The sequence below is a fragment of the Vibrio sp. R10-SF1-ISO8 genome, assembly GCF_059833805.1.
This window is the reverse complement of record NZ_JCBDHL010000006.1, coordinates 1-20,196: the sequence shown is the minus strand read 5'-3', so window position 1 is coordinate 20,196 and position 20,196 is coordinate 1. Positions and strand designations below refer to the sequence as shown.

14 protein-coding genes, 3 tRNA genes and 3 rRNA genes are annotated in these 20,196 nt (G+C 46.8%); 12 read left to right on the top strand and 8 right to left on the bottom strand.

Translation table 11 applies throughout. The annotated features are described in order from the left end of the window. The first annotated feature begins 10 nt into the window (after positions 1-10). From AC6R00_RS01940 to mgtE, 11 genes are all read left to right on the top strand, one after another. The gene (locus AC6R00_RS01940; protein WP_500639172.1) at positions 11-976 is read left to right on the top strand and encodes a KpsF/GutQ family sugar-phosphate isomerase; all 966 of its coding nucleotides are present in this window, start codon (positions 11-13) and stop codon (positions 974-976) included. Beyond that, positions 976-1,533 (top strand): 3-deoxy-manno-octulosonate-8-phosphatase KdsC, encoded by a 558-nt coding sequence (kdsC, locus tag AC6R00_RS01935; RefSeq protein WP_004748596.1) that lies wholly within the window; start codon positions 976-978, stop codon positions 1,531-1,533. The genes AC6R00_RS01940 and kdsC overlap by 1 nt, the downstream gene beginning before the upstream one ends. After that, positions 1,530-2,093: an LPS export ABC transporter periplasmic protein LptC gene (gene lptC, locus AC6R00_RS01930; protein WP_004748597.1), complete on the top strand. Its 564-nt coding sequence runs from the start codon at positions 1,530-1,532 to the stop codon at positions 2,091-2,093. Before kdsC ends, lptC begins: the two co-directional genes overlap by 4 nt. Then, on the top strand, positions 2,074-2,571 hold the full coding sequence (gene lptA / locus AC6R00_RS01925; protein ID WP_004748598.1) for a lipopolysaccharide transport periplasmic protein LptA: 498 nt from the start codon (positions 2,074-2,076) through the stop codon (positions 2,569-2,571). Before lptC ends, lptA begins: the two co-directional genes overlap by 20 nt. 2 nt (positions 2,572-2,573) lie before the next feature. Beyond that, on the top strand, positions 2,574-3,299 hold the full coding sequence (gene lptB, locus AC6R00_RS01920; RefSeq protein WP_004748600.1) for an LPS export ABC transporter ATP-binding protein: 726 nt from the start codon (positions 2,574-2,576) through the stop codon (positions 3,297-3,299). A 50-nt stretch (positions 3,300-3,349) separates the two neighbouring features. Continuing rightward, positions 3,350-4,816 (top strand): RNA polymerase factor sigma-54, encoded by a 1,467-nt coding sequence (locus AC6R00_RS01915; protein ID WP_500639171.1) that lies wholly within the window; start codon positions 3,350-3,352, stop codon positions 4,814-4,816. Between the two features lie 24 nt (positions 4,817-4,840). Continuing rightward, a complete protein-coding gene (gene hpf / locus AC6R00_RS01910; protein WP_004748604.1) occupies positions 4,841-5,128 on the top strand; it encodes a ribosome hibernation promoting factor in 288 nt (95 codons plus the stop codon). Between the two features lie 4 nt (positions 5,129-5,132). Beyond that, positions 5,133-5,579, top strand: a complete 447-nt coding sequence (gene ptsN, locus AC6R00_RS01905) for a PTS IIA-like nitrogen regulatory protein PtsN (RefSeq protein WP_004748606.1) — start codon at positions 5,133-5,135, stop codon at positions 5,577-5,579. Then, on the top strand, positions 5,579-6,442 hold the full coding sequence (gene rapZ, locus AC6R00_RS01900; protein WP_500639170.1) for an RNase adapter RapZ: 864 nt from the start codon (positions 5,579-5,581) through the stop codon (positions 6,440-6,442). The genes ptsN and rapZ overlap by 1 nt, the downstream gene beginning before the upstream one ends. A 3-nt stretch (positions 6,443-6,445) precedes the next feature. Beyond that, the gene (locus AC6R00_RS01895; protein ID WP_004409805.1) at positions 6,446-6,724 is read left to right on the top strand and encodes an HPr family phosphocarrier protein; all 279 of its coding nucleotides are present in this window, start codon (positions 6,446-6,448) and stop codon (positions 6,722-6,724) included. 112 nt (positions 6,725-6,836) lie between these two features. Continuing rightward, on the top strand, positions 6,837-8,192 hold the full coding sequence (gene mgtE / locus AC6R00_RS01890) for a magnesium transporter (RefSeq protein ID WP_500639169.1): 1,356 nt from the start codon (positions 6,837-6,839) through the stop codon (positions 8,190-8,192). 63 nt (positions 8,193-8,255) lie between these two features. On the opposite strand, the gene metH is transcribed toward mgtE, so the two are convergent. Next, positions 8,256-11,933 (bottom strand): methionine synthase, encoded by a 3,678-nt coding sequence (gene metH / locus AC6R00_RS01885; RefSeq protein ID WP_500639168.1) that lies wholly within the window; start codon positions 11,931-11,933, stop codon positions 8,256-8,258. A gap of 169 nt (positions 11,934-12,102) precedes the next feature. On the opposite strand from metH, the gene AC6R00_RS01880 reads away from it, so the two are divergent. Then, positions 12,103-13,410: a cation:proton antiporter gene (locus tag AC6R00_RS01880; protein WP_500639167.1), complete on the top strand. Its 1,308-nt coding sequence runs from the start codon at positions 12,103-12,105 to the stop codon at positions 13,408-13,410. An 85-nt stretch (positions 13,411-13,495) separates the two neighbouring features. Here the strand turns inward: AC6R00_RS01880 and AC6R00_RS01875 are convergent, their stop codons facing one another. The 7 genes from AC6R00_RS01875 to AC6R00_RS01845 form a co-directional block, all read right to left on the bottom strand. Next, positions 13,496-14,173, bottom strand: a complete 678-nt coding sequence (locus tag AC6R00_RS01875; RefSeq protein WP_500639166.1) for a DedA family protein — start codon at positions 14,171-14,173, stop codon at positions 13,496-13,498. Between the two features lie 527 nt (positions 14,174-14,700). Next, a tRNA-Asp gene (locus AC6R00_RS01870) sits at positions 14,701-14,777 on the bottom strand. Positions 14,778-14,808: 31 nt separating this feature from the next. Continuing rightward, a 5S ribosomal RNA gene (rrf, locus tag AC6R00_RS01865) occupies positions 14,809-14,924 on the bottom strand. Positions 14,925-15,016: 92 nt separating this feature from the next. Then, a 23S ribosomal RNA gene (locus AC6R00_RS01860) occupies positions 15,017-17,907 on the bottom strand. Between the two features lie 294 nt (positions 17,908-18,201). Further along, positions 18,202-18,277: transfer RNA gene (locus tag AC6R00_RS01855), tRNA-Ala, on the bottom strand. Positions 18,278-18,320: 43 nt separating this feature from the next. Further along, positions 18,321-18,397: transfer RNA gene (locus AC6R00_RS01850), tRNA-Ile, on the bottom strand. A 66-nt stretch (positions 18,398-18,463) separates the two neighbouring features. Continuing rightward, a 16S ribosomal RNA gene (locus AC6R00_RS01845) occupies positions 18,464-20,016 on the bottom strand. The 16S, 23S and 5S rRNA genes sit together here with 3 tRNA genes alongside, the layout of an rRNA operon. Between the last annotated feature and the right edge of the window lie 180 nt (positions 20,017-20,196).

The following is a 20,196-nucleotide window of genomic DNA, read 5'->3' as shown; positions in this document are numbered from 1 at the left end:
GGAGTTCTGTATGTTTGACTATCGCTCTGCGGCACTAGAAGTACTAAAAACCGAGATCGCAGCACTAGAACAGCTCGACCAATATCTAAACCAAGACTTTATCAAAGCATGTGAGCTTATCCTTGCCAACAAAGATGGCAAGGTCGTGGTCATGGGTATGGGTAAATCTGGTCATATCGGCAACAAAATTGCTGCGACACTTGCCAGCACAGGCACCTCATCCTTTTTTGTTCATCCAGGCGAAGCTGCTCACGGCGATCTAGGCATGATCGAGCCCGGTGATATTGTGCTAGCGATTTCCAACTCGGGTGAATCTGGAGAAATCCTTGGGCTTTTCCCAGTATTAAAACGCCTCAATATTAAAATCATCAGTATGACTGGCAAGCCGAAGTCGAACATGGCAAAACTGGCTGATATTCACCTACAAATCACAGTGCCAAAAGAGGCTTGTCCAATCCAACTTGCGCCAACATCTAGCACCACGGCAACCCTAGTAATGGGCGATGCATTAGCAATGGCACTGATGCAAGCACGCGGTTTTACAGCAGAAGACTTTGCCCTATCGCATCCAGGTGGTGCGTTGGGAAGAAAATTGTTGCTTAAGCTGTCTGATATCATGCATACGGGCGAGGACTTACCGCTTGTCACCCCAAACACAGTTGTTCGTGATGCGCTGCTCGAAATCAGCCAAAAAGGGCTTGGAATGACGGCGGTCGTCGATGACCACCAGCAACTGGTTGGTATTTTTACCGATGGTGATTTACGCCGAACCTTGGATAAACGAGTCGATATTCACACTGCGCTGATTGGTGATGTAATGACCGTAAACCCAACCGTCGCAGTACCAAATATGCTCGCGGCTGAGGGGTTAAACTTAATGCAGGATAAAAGCATTAGTGGCCTAATCCTATGTGATAACGGTAAAGTGGTTGGCGCACTCAACATGCATGATTTATTAAAAGCTGGAGTGATGTAATGTCGAAAATGATTGAAACTTTATATCAACCAGTGGAACAATCCATTCTAGATATTGCCAAAGACATTAAACTGTTGATCTGCGATGTAGATGGCGTCTTCTCTGACGGTCTGATTTACATGGGCAACAATGGTGAAGAACTGAAAACATTTCATACCCGTGATGGCTATGGCGTAAAATCGCTAATGAATGCGGGGATTGAAATCGCCATTATTACCGGTCGACGCTCTCAGATCGTCGAAAACCGTATGAAGGCATTAGGTATCAGCCTGATTTACCAAGGTCAAGATGACAAAATCAAAGCCTATCAGGATATTTGTACCAAGCTCGACATTGCACCAGAACAAACTGGCTATATTGGTGATGACCTAATTGATTGGCCAGTGATGGAGCAAGTTGCTTTAAAAGTATGTGTGGCTGATGGACACCCACTACTGGCGCGTCGAGCAAACTACGTGACCTCTATTCGAGGTGGACATGGAGCAGTAAGAGAAGTCTGCGACCTAATTCTACAAGCACGAAACGAACTCGATGTTCATAAAGGTCTAAGTATATGAGTCTATCTCGTATTGGATATCTCATCCTGACTTTCATAATATGCTGGTCTGCTTACTATCTTTTCGATAAGCAGCAGGGTTATGATATTCAGGTAGAGCCAGATACAGAGCTCCCGATGTTCAGTGGTGAAGGTCTAGTCAACACCTCATACAATGAGTCAGGCATTCGCAGCTACGTAATCACATCGGTAAATCTTGACCACTTTGCAAGAAGTGGCGATACCATTTTTTATCAGCCAGTCCTTAAAGTTTATAAGGAAGGCACCACTCAAGAGTGGGAAGTGACAGCAGTCCGTGGTGTTTTAAGCAAAGATCATGTTTTGACGCTTTATGAAGATGTTTTAGCGACAAACTTATTACCTGACTCTGGCTTTGACACCCTGTCTACCGATGTTATGAACATCCAGCTAGACAGCAGAGACTTTTGGGCAGACAACCAAGTAATCATGGTTGGGCCTCAATTTGAAACAGTAGGGCAAGCGATGACGGGCAATTTCGCCGATAATCACGCTACCCTCTACAATCACGTACAAAGTAGATATGAAACTCTCACACCTTAGTCTGATTTCTTGTTTATTACTGTCTAGTCAAGCAATGGCTTTGTCGACGGACCAAGACCAACCGGTTTATATCGACTCAGATAGCCAACAGCTAGACATGCAGAGCAATAAAGTTACTTTCCTTGGAGACGTAAAACTCAAACAAGGCAGTATCAATATCAATGCTGATAAAGTTATTGTTACCCGTGACCCCAAAGATGGTTCAATCCAAGAGATTGAAGGGTATGGGGATTTGGCAACGTTTTCTCAGTTAACGGATGATGGAAAAACGCTTTACGGGGAAGCAAAAGAGCTTTACTACGTCATGGTCGATGACCAATTGACCATGATCGATGAAGCCATGCTTTCGCAAGATGACAGCGTGATTCGCGGCACGAAAATACGCTACAAAATTTCATCTCAGAAGCTGATTGCTGACGGTAAACAGAAAGGCGATCGCGTCTCTACCGTACTTCAGCCACAAGCAGTACAAGAATAATTATGGCAATACTTAAAGCTGAGCACTTAGCGAAAACTTACGGCAATCGCACAGTTGTCACCGATGTAAGTTTGCAAGTGGAATCGGGTCAGATTGTTGGCCTTTTAGGTCCTAACGGTGCAGGTAAAACGACCTCGTTTTATATGATTGTCGGCCTAGTGGCGCGTGACCAAGGTGCGATAACTATCGACGGTGAAGACATCAGTATCCTACCGATGCATAGCCGTTCACGTATGGGTATTGGCTACCTGCCTCAGGAAGCATCTATCTTCCGTAAGTTGTCTGTTGAAGACAACATTATGGCGGTTTTGGAAACTCGCGAAGAGATGACTCGCGAAGAACGCCAAGACAAGCTAGAAGATTTGTTAGAAGAATTCCACATTCAGCACATACGCCACAGCGCGGGTATGGCATTATCAGGGGGTGAGCGTCGCCGTGTAGAAATTGCACGCGCACTAGCAGCCAACCCTCAATTCATTCTGTTGGATGAGCCGTTTGCAGGTGTTGACCCGATTTCGGTTATCGACATTAAAAAGATCATTGAACATTTAAGAGATCGTGGACTGGGTGTATTGATCACTGACCACAACGTTCGTGAAACACTGGATGTATGTGAAAAAGCTTACATTGTAAGCCAAGGTCACCTCATCGCAGAAGGCACACCAGATCAAGTGCTAAACAACGAGCAAGTGAAACAAGTTTATCTCGGCGAACAATTCCGTCTATGATTAAAGGGAAGAACGGTAAGATTCTCCAGCATTAAGGCAAGTAATACTGAATGAAACCCTCATTACAACTCAAGCTAGGACAGCAGTTAGCGATGACACCTCAATTGCAGCAAGCGATTCGTTTGTTGCAGCTGTCGACGCTAGATCTTCAACAAGAGATTCAAGAAGCTTTGGATTCAAACCCTCTCCTCGAGGTTGAAGAAACCAGTGATGAGCCGTCTGCTGAAGAAACAAACCGCAATGAAGAGAAAGAATCCACAGTTGAGCTTGCAGAAACAGCAGAGCCTGATGTAAAAGACAGCTCAGAGCTGATAGAAAAATCTGAAATCAGCAACGACCTCGAAATTGATACCACTTGGGAAGATGTCTACAGTGCAAACACGGGTAGTACAGGCATCGCTCTTGATGATGACGCTCCCGTCTACCAAGGTGAAACCACTCAATCTCTGCAAGACTACCTAATCTGGCAATTAGACCTCACGCCATTTAGTGAAACGGACCGCACCATCGCCCTGGCACTGATTGATGCCATTGATGACTATGGTTATTTAACTGTATCGACTGAGGACATCCTCGACAGCTTCAATAACGAAGAGATTGAGATCGAGGAAATTGAAGCTGTACGTAAACGTATCCAGCAATTTGATCCACTCGGCGTTGCATCCAATAATCTCCAAGACTGCTTGCTACTTCAGCTCGCCACCTTCCCAGAAGACACTCCTTGGTTGGCAGAAGCCAAGTTAGTACTAACTAACCATATCGACCAGTTAGGTAACCGTGATTACAAACTGGTTATAAAAGAGACTAAGCTAAAAGAAGCAGAGCTGCGTGAAGTACTCAAGCTGATTCAACAGCTTGATCCAAGACCAGGAAGCCGTATTGCCCCTGACCATGCTGAATATGTTATCCCAGATGTGTCCGTGTTTAAGGATCACGGTAAGTGGGTAGTAACCATTAATCCAGACTCAGTGCCAAGACTGAAGGTCAACCAGCAATATGCAGCACTGGGCAAAGGCAATACTGCCGATAGTCAGTACATTCGCAGCAACCTGCAAGAAGCAAAATGGCTAATCAAAAGCTTAGAAAGTAGAAACGAGACGTTGCTCAAAGTTGCTAAGTGTATTGTTGAACATCAACGCGATTTCTTTGAGTATGGTGAAGAAGCCATGAAGCCAATGGTGCTTAATGATGTTGCTTTAGCTGTCGACATGCATGAGTCCACCATTTCTAGGGTTACCACGCAGAAATACATGCATACCCCTCGTGGCATTTTTGAACTGAAGTACTTCTTTTCAAGCCATGTCAGCACCGACAATGGCGGAGAGTGCTCATCAACTGCAATCCGTGCACTGATTAAGAAACTCGTCGCTGCAGAGAACAGTGCGAAACCACTCAGTGACAGTAAGATTGCAGCTCTACTCGCTGACCAAGGGATTCAGGTCGCTCGTAGGACGATAGCGAAATACCGAGAGTCTTTAGGAATAGCCCCTTCAAGTCAGCGCAAACGCCTGCTTTAGGCCTACAACCGAGAAGGAAAGTCTATGCAAATCAATATTAATGGCCACCACGTTGATCTAACCGATTCAATGCAAGACTACGTAAACGAAAAGTTTCAGAAGCTCGAACGCTTTTTTGACCATATCAACAGTATTCATGTGGTATTAAAAGTTGAAAAACTCCGTCAAATCGCGGAAGCTACCCTTCACGTAAATCAAGCTGAAATTCATGCCTCTTCAGACGATGAAAACATGTATGCAGCGATAGATTCGCTCGTCGACAAACTTGTTCGACAGCTCAACAAGCACAAAGAAAAGCTAAACGCCCACTAAAACCATGCAACTAAGCGAAATCCTTACATTGGACTGCACCAAAAGTGCAGTTCAATGTACTAGTAAAAAACGAGCCCTTGAAATGATCAGTGAACTTGTCGCTGAACAAACGGGGCAAAACTCAACCGAACTTTTTGAATGTATGCTCAGTCGCGAGAAAATGGGCAGTACTGGCATTGGAAATGGAATAGCCATTCCCCATGCTCGTATGCAAGCAAGCGATAAAGCTGTCGCAGTATTGCTGCAGTGTGAATCACCTGTTGAGTTTGACGCCATTGACAATCGCCCTGTCGACCTACTTTTTGCTCTACTCGTGCCAGACGCACAATGTAAAGAGCACCTAAAAACACTTTCGAGCATGGCAGAACGTCTAAACGACAAACAGATCCTCAAACAACTGCGTAAAGCTCAGTCAGACCAAGAGCTCTACGACATCATGGTTAATCAATAATGCGCCTTATCGTTGTTAGCGGTCAGTCCGGTGCAGGTAAAAGCGTTGCGTTACGCGTACTGGAAGACTTAGGTTACTACTGCGTAGATAACCTGCCCGTCGACCTGCTTGAAGTCTTTGTTCAATCGGTTCAAACCAGCAAACAGAATGTCGCCGTCAGCATCGATATCCGTAACCTACCAACAGAGCCAAACTTAGTCGAAGCTGTGTTAACTAAGCTAAAGAAAAGTTCTGATGTCAGCGTGCTATTTTTGGATGCCAACAAAGAGACTCTATTAAAGCGCTATAGCGAAACACGTCGAATTCACCCTTTGTCACTCAGCATTGAAAACACCTCGTTAGAGCAGGCGATAGAGAAAGAACGCTGTATCCTCTCTCCTCTCAAAGAGCATGCTGACTTAGTGATCGATAGCAGTAACCAATCTCTGCATGATCTAAGTGAAACAGTGCGTATGCGCGTTGAAGGACGTGAACGCAAAGATCTTGTCATGGTTTTCCAGTCTTTTGGTTTCAAATATGGCCTACCAAGCGATGCCGACTATGTGTTTGATGTACGCTTCTTACCCAACCCGCATTGGGAACCAGATTTAAGACCTTTAACTGGCTTAGATGCACCTATCAAATCCTTCTTGGAAGGTCATCAAGAGGTGATGGAGCTTAAACAGCAAATTCAAAGGTTCATTGAACACTGGTTGCCAATGCTGGAGAAAAACAATCGTAGCTATCTAACCGTCGCTATTGGTTGTACTGGTGGCAAACATCGCTCCGTCTATCTCACTCAGCAAATCGGCGAATACTTTGCACAGATGGGTCATCAAGTTCAGATTCGTCACGCTTCACTCGAGAAAAACCACAAGGAATAATTTATGCAGCAGCAAAGTCGTACTGTCTTAATCCAAAATCGTTTAGGTCTTCACGCTCGTGCTGCTGTCAAATTGGTCGAACTGGCTCAATCCTTCGACGCCATCCTTACCATTCAAAATCATGAAGGCAAAGAAGCGACTGCAGACAGCGTAATGGGGCTGCTAATGCTCGAGTCAGCACAAGGCGAACATGTCACTATCAGCGCTGAAGGCAGTGATGCGCACCCTGCTCTTGAAGCCGTTTGTCATCTTATTGAAGACAAGTTTGACGAAGATGAGTAATTCACCAGTCATTTGGCACTAAATAACCTTCCTTCACATTAACTTATTAAATACATTCTAAAATTAAGTTACTATTCACAGCATTGTAAGCATAGAGAGTCAGGGGGAATGAATGGCAGAGCAAATAGAATTCGATCAAGCTCACCAAGCCCTCCAAGAAGTTACCGAAGCTCTAGAAAATGGTCGTTTTGTCCATGTCCGTCGCCAACTTCAGGACATGGAACCAGAAGATATTGCCCATCTCTTAGAAGCCTCTCCGCGTAAAAGTCGAGAAGTCCTCTGGCAACTCACCGATCCGGAAGATTACGGTGAAATTCTTGATGAATTAAACGAAGACGTTAAAGATGATCTGGTGTCCAAAATGGCGCCGGAGATGCTTGCTGAAGCAACAGAAGGTATGGAAACCGATGACGTCGCTTACGTACTTCGCAGCCTACCAGATGATGTTTCTCGCGAAGTCTTATCCCAAATGGATACAGCTGAGCGTCTATTGGTTGAAACGGCCCTATCTTATCCAGAAGACACTGCCGGTAGTTTGATGAACACCGACGTTATCACTATTCGTGGTGATGTCGACGTCGATGTTGTACTTCGCTATTTACGTATGAAAGGGGAACTGCCAGAAGCAACTGATGCTTTATACGTGATTGACGAAGAAAGTCGCTTGATTGGTGAACTACCGATCACAACCCTTCTGACTACTCAGCCTGACATCAAGATCAGTGATGTCATGGAAGATACCGATGAAGCCATTGATGTCACTATGAGCGACTCAGACATTGCTAGTTTGTTTGAACGCCGCAACTGGGTATCAGCGCCTGTTATTGATGAGAACCAACACTTGGTTGGTCGTATCACTATCGATGACGTAGTCGACGTTATCCGTGAAGACGCTGAACACTCAATGATGAGTATGGCCGGTATGGATGATGACGAAGATACCTTCGCACCCGTGGTTAAGTCAGCGCGTAAGCGTAGTATCTGGCTAGGTGCGAATGTTCTCGCAGCCCTTGCTGCCGCATCCGTATCAAACATGTTTGAAGCAACGCTTGACCAAATGGCGGCAATTGCTGTCTTAATGACCATAGTCCCTTCTATGGGCGGTGTCGCGGGTAACCAGACCGTAGCGCTCGTAATTCGCGGTCTAGCACTTGGTCATATTGGTGATGCCAATAAACGTGAACTGCTGATGAAGGAAGCCGCGATCGGCCTACTCAATGGCATCATGTGGGCACTGATTATTGGCGGTATCGTTGTCGCTTGGAAAGGAAATTGGATGTTAGGCGGCATTATTTCCGCCGCAATGCTGACCAATCTACTGGTCGCAGGTGTGGCTGGGGTAACTATCCCTATTCTACTCAAGAAGATGAACATCGACCCGGCACTGGCGGGGGGTATGGCGCTCACAACCGTGACCGATGTTATCGGCCTATCTGTCTTCCTTGGCTTAGCAACCATCATGATTTAATCAGACTTTCAGAGACTAAAAAGCGCAGCTCATAAGCTGCGCTTTTTGTTTCTTGATTTAGAACTAGTTAAGGTTTGGCCCTAACCATTTCTCGGCTTCGAGCATATCCCAACCTTTACGGTCCGCGTAGCTTTGCGCTTGATCCTGTTGGATCTGCGCGATCGCAAAGTAACGAGAATCTGGGTGAGAGAAATACCAACCAGAAACAGACGCGCCTGGCCACATCGCATAGCTTGTCGTCAGTGACATATCGATGGTCTCTTCAACTTTAAGCAGATCCCATAGAGAACCTTTCTCTGTGTGCTCAGGACAAGCTGGGTAACCAGGAGCAGGACGAATCCCCTGATACTTCTCACGGATCAGTTCATCGTTCGATAAGTTCTCATCTGCAGAATAGCCCCAGATTTCTTTACGTACCTGCTCATGTAAGTACTCGGCAAATGCCTCAGCTAAGCGATCGGCCACCGCCTGAATCATGATGGCGTTATAGTCGTCACCAGCCGCCTTATACTGGTCAGCGAGTTCGCGCTCACCAATACCACCCGTCACGGCAAACGCACCAATCCAGTCCTTCTTACCTGACTGTTTAGGGGCAATATAATCAGATAGGCAGTAGTTAAAGCCTTTTGGCTTCTCTGTTTGCTGACGCAGGTTATACAACACTTTGGCCACTTCAGTGCGTGACTCATCGGTGTACACCTCAATATCATCGCCAACACTTGCTGCAGGGAACAGCGCACACATACCCCGTGCTTTAAGTAGACCTTCTTTCTCTACTCGATCTAACAGATCATTGGCATCTTTAAACAGGCGCTTCGCCTCTTCACCGACTTCTTCATGATCTAAAATCGCTGGGTACTTACCGACAAGCGACCAAGTCATAAAGAAAGGCGTCCAGTCAATGTAGTTGCGCAGTGTGGCAGCATCAAAATCATCGAACACATGAACACCCGGCTTAGCAGGCTCTGGAGGTGTATATCTCTCCCAATCAATCGCCACTTTGTTAGCACGCGCTTGTTCAAGAGTCACAGGCTTAGTTCTTGGCTTCTTACGATTGTGTTGGTCACGAACACGGACGTAGTCAGCATCTAACTTCTCGACGAAAGCAGGACGCAGCTCATCTGACAGAAGTGAAGTACACACACCAACTGCTCTCGAAGCATTGTTTACATACACCACGGGATGTTTGTAGTTTTGCTCAATCTTAACCGCAGTGTGGGCTTTCGATGTCGTCGCGCCACCAATAAGCAGTGGCAAGTCAAAGTCGAGACGCTCCATCTCTTTTGCCACATGAACCATTTCATCCAATGAAGGAGTAATCAGGCCGGACAAACCAATAATATCAACGTTCTCTTCTTTGGCGACCTTGAGGATCTGCTCACACGGCACCATAACGCCAAGATCGATGATCTCGTAGTTATTACACTGTAGAACAACGCCAACAATGTTCTTACCAATATCGTGAACATCACCTTTTACTGTCGCTAGAAGAATTTTACCGTTCGACGAGCCCGCTTGCTTTGATGCATTAATATAAGGTTCTAAGTGAGCAACCGCCTGCTTCATCACGCGAGCTGATTTAACCACCTGAGGTAAGAACATCTTGCCTTCACCAAATAGGTCACCAACCACGTTCATGCCGTCCATAAGTGGACCTTCAATCACTTCTAACGGCTTGCTCGCATTAACTCGCGCCTCTTCGGTATCCTCAACAATAAACTCGGTGATACCTTTAACTAGCGCATGCTCTAAACGCTTCTCAACTGACCAGTTACGCCATTCAAGTGCTGACGCATCTTCTTCTTTTCCAACGCCTTTACCTGCATATTCAGCGGCAATATCGAGCAGTCGCTCTGTACCATCATCACGTCGGTTTAGAACGACATCTTCTACCGCTTCACGCAACTTGTCGGGTACGTTGTCGTAAATCTCAAGCTGACCAGCATTTACGATCCCCATATCCATACCGTTTTTAAAACAGTGATAAAGGAATACGGCGTGAATCGCTTCACGTACATAGTTGTTGCCGCGGAATGAGAAAGAGACGTTAGACACGCCACCAGAGATCATCGCGTAAGGCAGATCGCGCTTGATGTCCGCAACCGCTTCAATAAAGTCTACTGCGTAGTTGTTATGCTCTTCGATACCGGTCGCAACAGCAAAAATATTCGGGTCGAAGATGATATCTTCAGGTGGGAAGCCAATTTCATCAACCAAGATATTGTAGGCATTAGTACAGATTTCCAGTTTGCGTTCACGCGTTTCTGCCTGACCAACTTCATCAAACGCCATCACGATAACAGCCGCACCATAGCGACGAATCAGCTTAGCTTGCTCAACAAACTTCTCTTTACCTTCCTTGAGTGAGATAGAGTTAACAATGCCTTTACCCTGAATACATTTCAGGCCAGCTTCGATAACCTCCCACTTAGAGGAGTCGACCATGATAGGCACTTTGGAAATTTCTGGCTCAGAGGCACACAGGTTGAGGAAACGCACCATACATGCTTCAGCATCAAGCATGCCTTCATCCATGTTGATATCGATGATTTGCGCACCATTCTCGACTTGCTGGCGTGCAACCTCTAACGCCTCATCATAAAGCTCTTCTTTGATCAGACGTTTAAAGCGCGCAGAACCCGTTACGTTAGTTCTTTCACCAACGTTAACAAACAAGGTTTCTTTTTCGATTGTCAGTGGCTCAAGACCAGATAGACGACAAGCCGTGATAAGTTCTGGTAGCGCGCGCGGTTTTACTCCTTCTACCGCGATAGCCATTTGGCGGATATGCTCTGGAGTCGTACCACAACAACCGCCAATAAGGTTTAAGAAACCACTTTCCGCCCACTCTTTAACATGCACCGCCATATCTTCAGGTGATAAATCATATTCACCAAAGGCGTTAGGCAAACCCGCATTAGGGTGAGTCGAAACAAATGTCTCTGAGATACGTGAGAGCTCTTCCACGTACGGGCGTAGCTCGTCAGGGCCTAGAGCACAGTTCAAACCAAATGAGATTGGATTAACGTGACGAAGGGAGTTGTAGAAAGCTTCGGTTGTTTGACCAGAAAGCGTTCGACCTGACGCATCGGTAATGGTGCCCGATATCATCACTGGCAATGTGAGTCCCAACTCTTCAAATACAGTGTCTACTGCAAAGGCACACGCTTTAGCGTTCAAGGTATCGAAGATGGTCTCGATCAGAATTAGATCTGAGCCACCTTTAATCAGAGCGCGAGTCGACTCTGAATACGCTTCGACGAGCTCATCAAAGCTAACGTTTCGATAGCCGGGATCGTTTACATCGGGTGAAATAGAACATGTGCGGTTGGTTGGGCCCAATACACCTGCAACGTAACGAGGTTTTTCTGGCGTTTTTGCCGTCCACTCATCAGCCGCCTCACGTGCGAGTTTGGCTGCGGCGAAGTTGATCTCCTCGCTTAGGCTTTCCATCTCATAGTCAGCCATTGCAATAGTGGTTGCGTTGAAGGTGTTGGTTTCGAGGATATCTGCACCTGCCTCTAGATAAGCAGAATGGATATCTTTAATAAGCTGAGGCTGAGAAAGAACGAGTAAGTCGTTATTACCTTTTAAATCGCAATGCCAGTCAGCAAAGCGCTCACCTCGATAATCTTGCTCTTCTAATTTGTAATCTTGAATCATGGTGCCCATACCACCATCGATCAGCAAGATACGTTGTTTTAATTGAGCTTCAATCTGTTGCCTTACATTACTTCCCACGGTACAGCCTCATTCCTTTAGTTATCACTCCATCCTATCACACATTAAAAAGGAGTCTAGACGTCTAAAAGAGTTAATTGATGACTTAGTTATGACAAAAAAATGTTTGCTATTTGTACATAGTAGGCAGAAAATTCCCATTCACAATTTGTTACATGTCGAGATTATAATGTCGGTCTATTACACGCTCTGTTTCCTATCAGCTGCAGCTATGTTGATTGCTTTTGTAAACAGCAAGATAGGTAAAATGCAAACCACTATCGCAATCACTGCTGGATCGATGATGCTGTCGCTGTTGATTCTTGTAGCAGGCCAAAATGATTGGTTTCATTTAACAGAAATCGCTTCAAACACAGTGGCGAGCATTAACTTTGAAGATTTCCTACTTAAAGGCATATTGGGTTTTCTCCTTTTTGCCGGTGGTCTAGGTATCAAGCTACCCAATCTCAAAGATCAAAAATGGGAAATCACAGCCTTAGCTCTGGGCGCGACTCTATTCTCGACCTTCTTTATTGGCTTTGTCCTTTATGGTTTCTGTCAGTTTATCGGTATTCAGTTTGACCTAGTTTACTGCCTACTGTTTGGTGCGCTTATCTCACCAACCGACCCAATCGCTGTACTGGCTATCGTTAAAAAGCTCGACGCTCCTAAACGCATCTCTACTCAAATCGAAGGCGAATCTCTCTTTAACGATGGTTTTGGCCTAGTTATCTTTGTCACTATCTTTACCATAGCCTTTGGTACCGAAGCGCCTACGGTTGGTAGTGTTACCATGCTGTTTATCCAAGAAGCGCTGGGCGGCATCTTATATGGATTTGCTTTAGGTTTATTGTTCCACTATCTAATCAGCTCTACCGACGATCACTCAATGGAGCTCTTGCTAACCATAGGTATACCAACAGCAGGCTATGCCTTTGCCGAAGTTCTGCATGTTTCTGGACCATTAGCTATGGTCGTATCTGGCATTATGATTGGTAACTGGACCAGATTTATCGGTTTCTCCAAAGAGAGTGAAGATCACCTCGATCACTTCTGGGAACTCGTTGACGAATTCCTTAACGGAGTTCTATTCTTGCTGATTGGTATGTCGATGCTGTTGTTTGAATTCCATAAAGAAGACTGGATTCTAATGGCTTTCTCAGTACCTCTAGTCTTGTCAGCTCGCTACCTAAGTGTTTTCTTGTCATACATTGGCTTTAAGCGTTTTAGAAAATATAACCCTTGGTCGGTCAAGATTCTTACTTGGGGTGGGTTAAGAGGCGGATTGGCATTAGCCATGGCGCTTTCCATTCCGTCTGGTATCTGGGTTATTCAGGATAAACTGATCGATGTAAAAGAGATTGTCCTAGTCATGACCTACTCGGTAGTGGTGTTCTCGATCTTAGTCCAAGGCTCAACCATTACGCCAATGATCGAAAAAGCTAAGCTTGCCCAAAAAGAGATGGATTCTGAAAATAGAGAGGCAGAGCAAGAATAGGGTTTGGAAACATCTATAACGCAAAGGCAGCTAACCAAGCTGCCTTTTTAGTATATAAAGCTTTTGGATCATAGGTAACCTAAAGCTATTTTTGAGCATTTTCCGTGACAGGTTTCATCATCGATTTACGCAGCTTGATGACAATAATGCTTGAAAGTGCTGCGCATAAAGTAATGACTGGCGCTGCCATAAGCCCCGCTGTGATGTATTTACTTATAGATTCAGGAAGCGATGGTAGCAACATACCGAAAGAGCAGAGAAGTAGCGTCCATAAGATCGCACTAAGCCAAGAGAAATAATGAAACTTCACCACTGTTCTGGCCCTCATCCCCATCATTAATGGCAGTAAAGAGCGTACAACTGGGATAAATCGAGCACTAAACAGAGCCACTAAACCATGTTTACCTAAAAGCACATCAACCTGATCGAGACGACTCTGTGGTACTGCATTTATCCACCCTTGAACTTTGGGTAGTCGATTTAGCCAAGCCCCTTGTAAATAAGCAGCCCAACTGCCAAGAGCAGCACAAATACAAATCAACAGCAATATCACTATCGGGTTCAAAACTCCGACTGCCGCAAGTGTCCCTGAAAGAACCACTACACTATCACATGGAAAAGGAGCGGCAGGAATAAAGCCACTTTCAAGGAAAATCAAAGCCCCGACAACGCAATAAATCATCAGTGCACTTTCAGGATTCTGCAGGATTGAAAAGTCCTGATTCCACAAGGCAATCAAGACCGAAAGAATCGCATCTATCATACTGTTTCCTCAGTTAGATATAAGTAACTCCTTTTTGTATCTCTCATAGACACTGACTGCAAATACGATGTTTAATCGTCAAGATTAGAAAACTGGAAAACTGGAAAACTGGAAAACTGGAAAACTGGAGAACTGGAGAACTGGAGAACTGGAGAACTGGAGAACTGGAGAACTGGAGAACTGGAAAATTGTGTCTTTTAGGAGACGAGTGCTGTCAACACCTTCTAAATCATCGGCTCTACCAACTTAATTTCAACAGTTACCTCTCGTAGGGCGAAGCCTGTTCTCGCATCTATAGCGAAGCGTTCCCGAGGACGCAGTCCGTTCCATCTCTCCCATAAAAGCAAGAAGCCCGTTGCGATAGCAACGGGCTTCCAAAACGACGAAAGCCTAGTCGTAAGACTAGGCTTTCTTAATAAGTGGCGGGTCGGCCGGGCTTGCGGGCAAGCGGGACTCGTTGGTCGCAGACCAAAATAATCCCGTAGATACAAAAAGACCTCAGCATTGCTGCTGAGGTCTGGAATAAGTGGCGGAGCGGACGGGACTCGAACCCGCGACCCCCGGCGTGACAGGCCGGTATTCTAACCAACTGAACTACCGCTCCGCACTGGTTAGACCTAAAGTCGAAATTTAAAGCCTGGCGATGTCCTACTCTCACATGGGGAAGCCCCACACTACCATCGGCGCTAATTCGTTTCACTTCTGAGTTCGGCATGGAATCAGGTGGGTCCAAATCGCTATGGTCGCCAAGCAAATTCTTTAATTCGGAAAGCTGTTATTAAGTTCTGTAGTTACACATTCAAAGTTCTTGCTTTGAGTCCATCAAAACCCTTTGGGTGTTGTATGGTTAAGCCTCACGGGCAATTAGTACAGGTTAGCTCAACGCCTCACAACGCTTACACACCCTGCCTATCAACGTTCTAGTCTCGAACAACCCTTTAGGACCCTCAAGGGGTCAGGGAAGACTCATCTCAGGGCTCGCTTCCCGCTTAGATGCTTTCAGCGGTTATCGATTCCGAACTTAGCTACCGGGCAATGCGTCTGGCGACACAACCCGAACACCAGAGGTTCGTCCACTCCGGTCCTCTCGTACTAGGAGCAGCCCCCTTCAATCTTCCAACGCCCACGGCAGATAGGGACCGAACTGTCTCACGACGTTCTAAACCCAGCTCGCGTACCACTTTAAATGGCGAACAGCCATACCCTTGGGACCGACTTCAGCCCCAGGATGTGATGAGCCGACATCGAGGTGCCAAACACCGCCGTCGATATGAACTCTTGGGCGGTATCAGCCTGTTATCCCCGGAGTACCTTTTATCCGTTGAGCGATGGCCCTTCCATACAGAACCACCGGATCACTATGACCTGCTTTCGCACCTGCTCGAATTGTCATTCTCGCAGTCAAGCGGGCTTATGCCATTGCACTAACCTCACGATGTCCAACCGTGATTAGCCCACCTTCGTGCTCCTCCGTTACTCTTTGGGAGGAGACCGCCCCAGTCAAACTACCCACCAGGCACTGTCCTCAACCCGGATAACGGGTCTAAGTTAGAACATCAACACTACAAGGGTGGTATTTCAAGGACGGCTCCGCCGATACTGGCGTACCGGTTTCAAAGCCTCCCACCTATCCTACACATGTAGGGTCAATGTTCAGTGCCAAGCTGTAGTAAAGGTTCACGGGGTCTTTCCGTCTAGCCGCGGGTACACTGCATCTTCACAGCGATTTCAATTTCACTGAGTCTCGGGTGGAGACAGCGTGGCCATCATTACGCCATTCGTGCAGGTCGGAACTTACCCGACAAGGAATTTCGCTACCTTAGGACCGTTATAGTTACGGCCGCCGTTTACCGGGGCTTCGATCAAGAGCTTCGACTTACGTCTAACCCCATCAATTAACCTTCCGGCACCGGGCAGGCGTCACACCGTATACGTCATCTTACGATTTTGCACAGTGCTGTGTTTTTAATAAACAGTTGCAGCCACCTGGTATCTGCGACTCTCAATAGCTCCATCCGCAAGGGACTTCACCGTCAAGAGCGTACCTTCTCCCGAAGTTACGGTACCATTTTGCCTAGTTCCTTCACCCGAGTTCTCTCAAGCGCCTTGGTATTCTCTACCCGACCACCTGTGTCGGTTTGGGGTACGATTCCTTACAATCTGAAGCTTAGAGGCTTTTCCTGGAAGCATGGCATCAATGACTTCACTACCGTAGTAGCTCGACATCGTGTCTCAGCCTTAGAGAGAGCCGGATTTACCTAACTCTCAAGCCTACGCACTTGAACCTGGACAACCGTCGCCAGGCCCACCTAGCCTTCTCCGTCCCCCCATCGCAATTGTAAGAAGTACGGGAATATTAACCCGTTTCCCATCGACTACGCCTTTCGGCCTCGCCTTAGGGGTCGACTTACCCTGCCCCGATTAACGTTGGACAGGAACCCTTGGTCTTCCGGCGAGGAGGTTTTTCACCCCCTTTATCGTTACTCATGTCAGCATTCGCACTTCTGATACCTCCAGCAAGCTTTACAACTCACCTTCAACGGCTTACAGAACGCTCCCCTACCCAATACAATAAATTGCATTGCCGCAGCTTCGGTTTATAGCTTAGCCCCGTTACATCTTCCGCGCAGGCCGACTCGACTAGTGAGCTATTACGCTTTCTTTAAATGATGGCTGCTTCTAAGCCAACATCCTAGCTGTCTAAGCCTTCCCACATCGTTTCCCACTTAGCTATAATTTGGGACCTTAGCTGGCGGTCTGGGTTGTTTCCCTCTCCACGACGGACGTTAGCACCCGCCGTGTGTCTCCCGGATAGTACTTACTGGTATTCGGAGTTTGCAAAGGGTTGGTAAGTCGGGATGACCCCCTAGCCTTAACAGTGCTCTACCCCCAGTAGTATTCGTCCGAGGCTCTACCTAAATAGATTTCGGGGAGAACCAGCTATCTCCAGGTTTGATTGGCCTTTCACCCCTAGCCACAAGTCATCCGCTAATTTTTCAACATTAGTCGGTTCGGTCCTCCAGTTGATGTTACTCAACCTTCAACCTGCCCATGGCTAGATCACCTGGTTTCGGGTCTATATCCAGCAACTCGACGCCCAGTTAAGACTCGATTTCTCTACGGCTCCCCTAGATGGTTAACCTTGCTACTGAATATAAGTCGCTGACCCATTATACAAAAGGTACGCAGTCACACCACGAAGGTGCTCCTACTGCTTGTACGTACACGGTTTCAGGTTCTATTTCACTCCCCTCACAGGGGTTCTTTTCGCCTTTCCCTCACGGTACTGGTTCACTATCGGTCAGTCAGTAGTATTTAGCCTTGGAGGATGGTCCCCCCATATTCAGACAGGATATCACGTGTCCCGCCCTACTCGATTTCACTGATGATGAGATGTCGGTTACGGGGCTATCACCCTGTATCGCTGAGCTTTCCAGCTCATTCACCTGTCTCATTAAAAGCTTAAGGGCTAGTCCAATTTCGCTCGCCGCTACTTTCGGAATCTCGGTTGATTTCTTTTCCTTCGGGGTACTTAGATGTTTCAGTTCCCCGAGTTCGCCCTGTTAACCTATGTATTCAGTTAACAGTAATTGCTTATGCAATTGGGTTTCCCCATTCAGAAATCCCAGACTCAAATGGTTGTTACTACCTAATCTGGGCTTATCGCAAGTTACTACGTCTTTCATCGCCTCTGACTGCCAAGGCATCCACCGTGTACGCTTAGTCACTTAACCATACAACCCCAAAGGGTCTTCTGTTTAAACAACCAAAGTTGTCTGCATTTTTATACATGTGCAGACACGATTTTGCCGGACTCAAATATTAAACATCACAAGGATGTTTCCAAGAACACTTGAATGTGTGTTGGTACCTAAAACATAGTTTTAGGATTTGAGAACTTTTAATTGAATAACAACGCATCTCATAGAGATGGGGATTGTTGTTATTCGTCAGCTTTCCAAATTGTTAAAGAGCTAGATTTCTTTCGAAACCATTTTTAAGAACACTTACGCAAATGCGCTTAAAGATGGTGGAGCTAAGCAGGATCGAACTGCTGACCTCCTGCGTGCAAGGCAGGCGCTCTCCCAGCTGAGCTATAGCCCCATCAGGTGTTGATACTGTGTGCCAATTCTTCTGGGAGGAAGATTGGTGGGTCTGAGTGGACTTGAACCACCGACCTCTCGCTTATCAGGCGAACGCTCTAACCACCTGAGCTACAGACCCAGTATCGTCTCTTAACGTGTATAAACATATCAATCTGTGTGAACACTCATCGCAATAATCATCGTATAAGGAGGTGATCCAGCCCCAGGTTCCCCTAGGGCTACCTTGTTACGACTTCACCCCAGTCATGAACCACAAAGTGGTGAGCGTCCTCCCGAAGGTTAAACTACCCACTTCTTTTGCAGCCCACTCCCATGGTGTGACGGGCGGTGTGTACAAGGCCCGGGAACGTATTCACCGTGGCATTCTGATCCACGATTACTAGCGATTCCGACTTCATGGAGTCGAGTTGCAGACTCCAATCCGGACTACGACGCACTTTTTGGGATTCGCTCACTTTCGCAAGTTGGCCGCCCTCTGTATGCGCCATTGTAGCACGTGTGTAGCCCTACTCGTAAGGGCCATGATGACTTGACGTCGTCCCCACCTTCCTCCGGTTTATCACCGGCAGTCTCCCTGGAGTTCCCGACATTACTCGCTGGCAAACAAGGATAAGGGTTGCGCTCGTTGCGGGACTTAACCCAACATTTCACAACACGAGCTGACGACAGCCATGCAGCACCTGTCTCAGAGTTCCCGAAGGCACCAATCCATCTCTGGAAAGTTCTCTGGATGTCAAGAGTAGGTAAGGTTCTTCGCGTTGCATCGAATTAAACCACATGCTCCACCGCTTGTGCGGGCCCCCGTCAATTCATTTGAGTTTTAATCTTGCGACCGTACTCCCCAGGCGGTCTACTTAACGCGTTAGCTCCGAAAGCCACGGCTCAAGGCCACAACCTCCAAGTAGACATCGTTTACGGCGTGGACTACCAGGGTATCTAATCCTGTTTGCTCCCCACGCTTTCGCATCTGAGTGTCAGTATCTGTCCAGGGGGCCGCCTTCGCCACCGGTATTCCTTCAGATCTCTACGCATTTCACCGCTACACCTGAAATTCTACCCCCCTCTACAGTACTCTAGTCTGCCAGTTTCAAATGCAATTCCGAGGTTGAGCCCCGGGCTTTCACATCTGACTTAACAAACCACCTGCATGCGCTTTACGCCCAGTAATTCCGATTAACGCTCGCACCCTCCGTATTACCGCGGCTGCTGGCACGGAGTTAGCCGGTGCTTCTTCTGCAGCTAACGTCAAATGATAGTGCTATTAACACTACCACCTTCCTCACTGCTGAAAGTACTTTACAACCCGAAGGCCTTCTTCATACACGCGGCATGGCTGCATCAGGCTTGCGCCCATTGTGCAATATTCCCCACTGCTGCCTCCCGTAGGAGTCTGGACCGTGTCTCAGTTCCAGTGTGGCTGATCATCCTCTCAGACCAGCTAGGGATCGTCGCCTTGGTGAGCCCTTACCTCACCAACTAGCTAATCCCACCTGGGCATATCCTGACGCGAGAGGCCCGAAGGTCCCCCTCTTTGAGCCGAAGCTATTATGCGGTATTAGCCATCGTTTCCAATGGTTATCCCCCACATCAGGGCAATTTCCCAGGCATTACTCACCCGTCCGCCGCTCGACGCCCTTAACGTTCCCCGAAGGTTCAGTTAACTCGTTTCCGCTCGACTTGCATGTGTTAGGCCTGCCGCCAGCGTTCAATCTGAGCCATGATCAAACTCTTCAATTTAAGATTTTGTTCGGCTCAATGAATACTGAACATTACATAAAGTAATGTTTGAATTGACTGTGCTGAATCCGAAGATTCATTGGTCACTTCGTATCATTGAAACCTAATTTGAAACCGAAGTTTCTAATTGGATTATCATCAACGAGTGCCCACACAGATTGATAGGTTTATATTGTTAAA

Excerpts from the sequence above, each read along its gene's own strand:
- rapZ (WP_500639170.1), top strand. The coding sequence starts at position 5,579 with ATGCGCCTTATCGTTGTTAGCGGTCAGTCCGGTGCAGGTAAAAGCGTT.
- ptsN (WP_004748606.1), top strand. The coding sequence starts at position 5,133 with ATGCAACTAAGCGAAATCCTTACATTGGACTGCACCAAAAGTGCAGTT.
- AC6R00_RS01875 (WP_500639166.1), bottom strand. The coding sequence starts at position 14,173 with ATGATAGATGCGATTCTTTCGGTCTTGATTGCCTTGTGGAATCAGGAC.
- mgtE (WP_500639169.1), top strand. The coding sequence starts at position 6,837 with ATGGCAGAGCAAATAGAATTCGATCAAGCTCACCAAGCCCTCCAAGAA.
- hpf (WP_004748604.1), top strand. The coding sequence starts at position 4,841 with ATGCAAATCAATATTAATGGCCACCACGTTGATCTAACCGATTCAATG.
- kdsC (WP_004748596.1), top strand. The coding sequence starts at position 976 with ATGTCGAAAATGATTGAAACTTTATATCAACCAGTGGAACAATCCATT.
- lptC (WP_004748597.1), top strand. The coding sequence starts at position 1,530 with ATGAGTCTATCTCGTATTGGATATCTCATCCTGACTTTCATAATATGC.
- AC6R00_RS01915 (WP_500639171.1), top strand. The coding sequence starts at position 3,350 with ATGAAACCCTCATTACAACTCAAGCTAGGACAGCAGTTAGCGATGACA.
- lptB (WP_004748600.1), top strand. The coding sequence starts at position 2,574 with ATGGCAATACTTAAAGCTGAGCACTTAGCGAAAACTTACGGCAATCGC.
- AC6R00_RS01880 (WP_500639167.1), top strand. The coding sequence starts at position 12,103 with ATGTCGGTCTATTACACGCTCTGTTTCCTATCAGCTGCAGCTATGTTG.
- AC6R00_RS01895 (WP_004409805.1), top strand. The coding sequence starts at position 6,446 with ATGCAGCAGCAAAGTCGTACTGTCTTAATCCAAAATCGTTTAGGTCTT.
- AC6R00_RS01940 (WP_500639172.1), top strand. The coding sequence starts at position 11 with ATGTTTGACTATCGCTCTGCGGCACTAGAAGTACTAAAAACCGAGATC.
- lptA (WP_004748598.1), top strand. The coding sequence starts at position 2,074 with ATGAAACTCTCACACCTTAGTCTGATTTCTTGTTTATTACTGTCTAGT.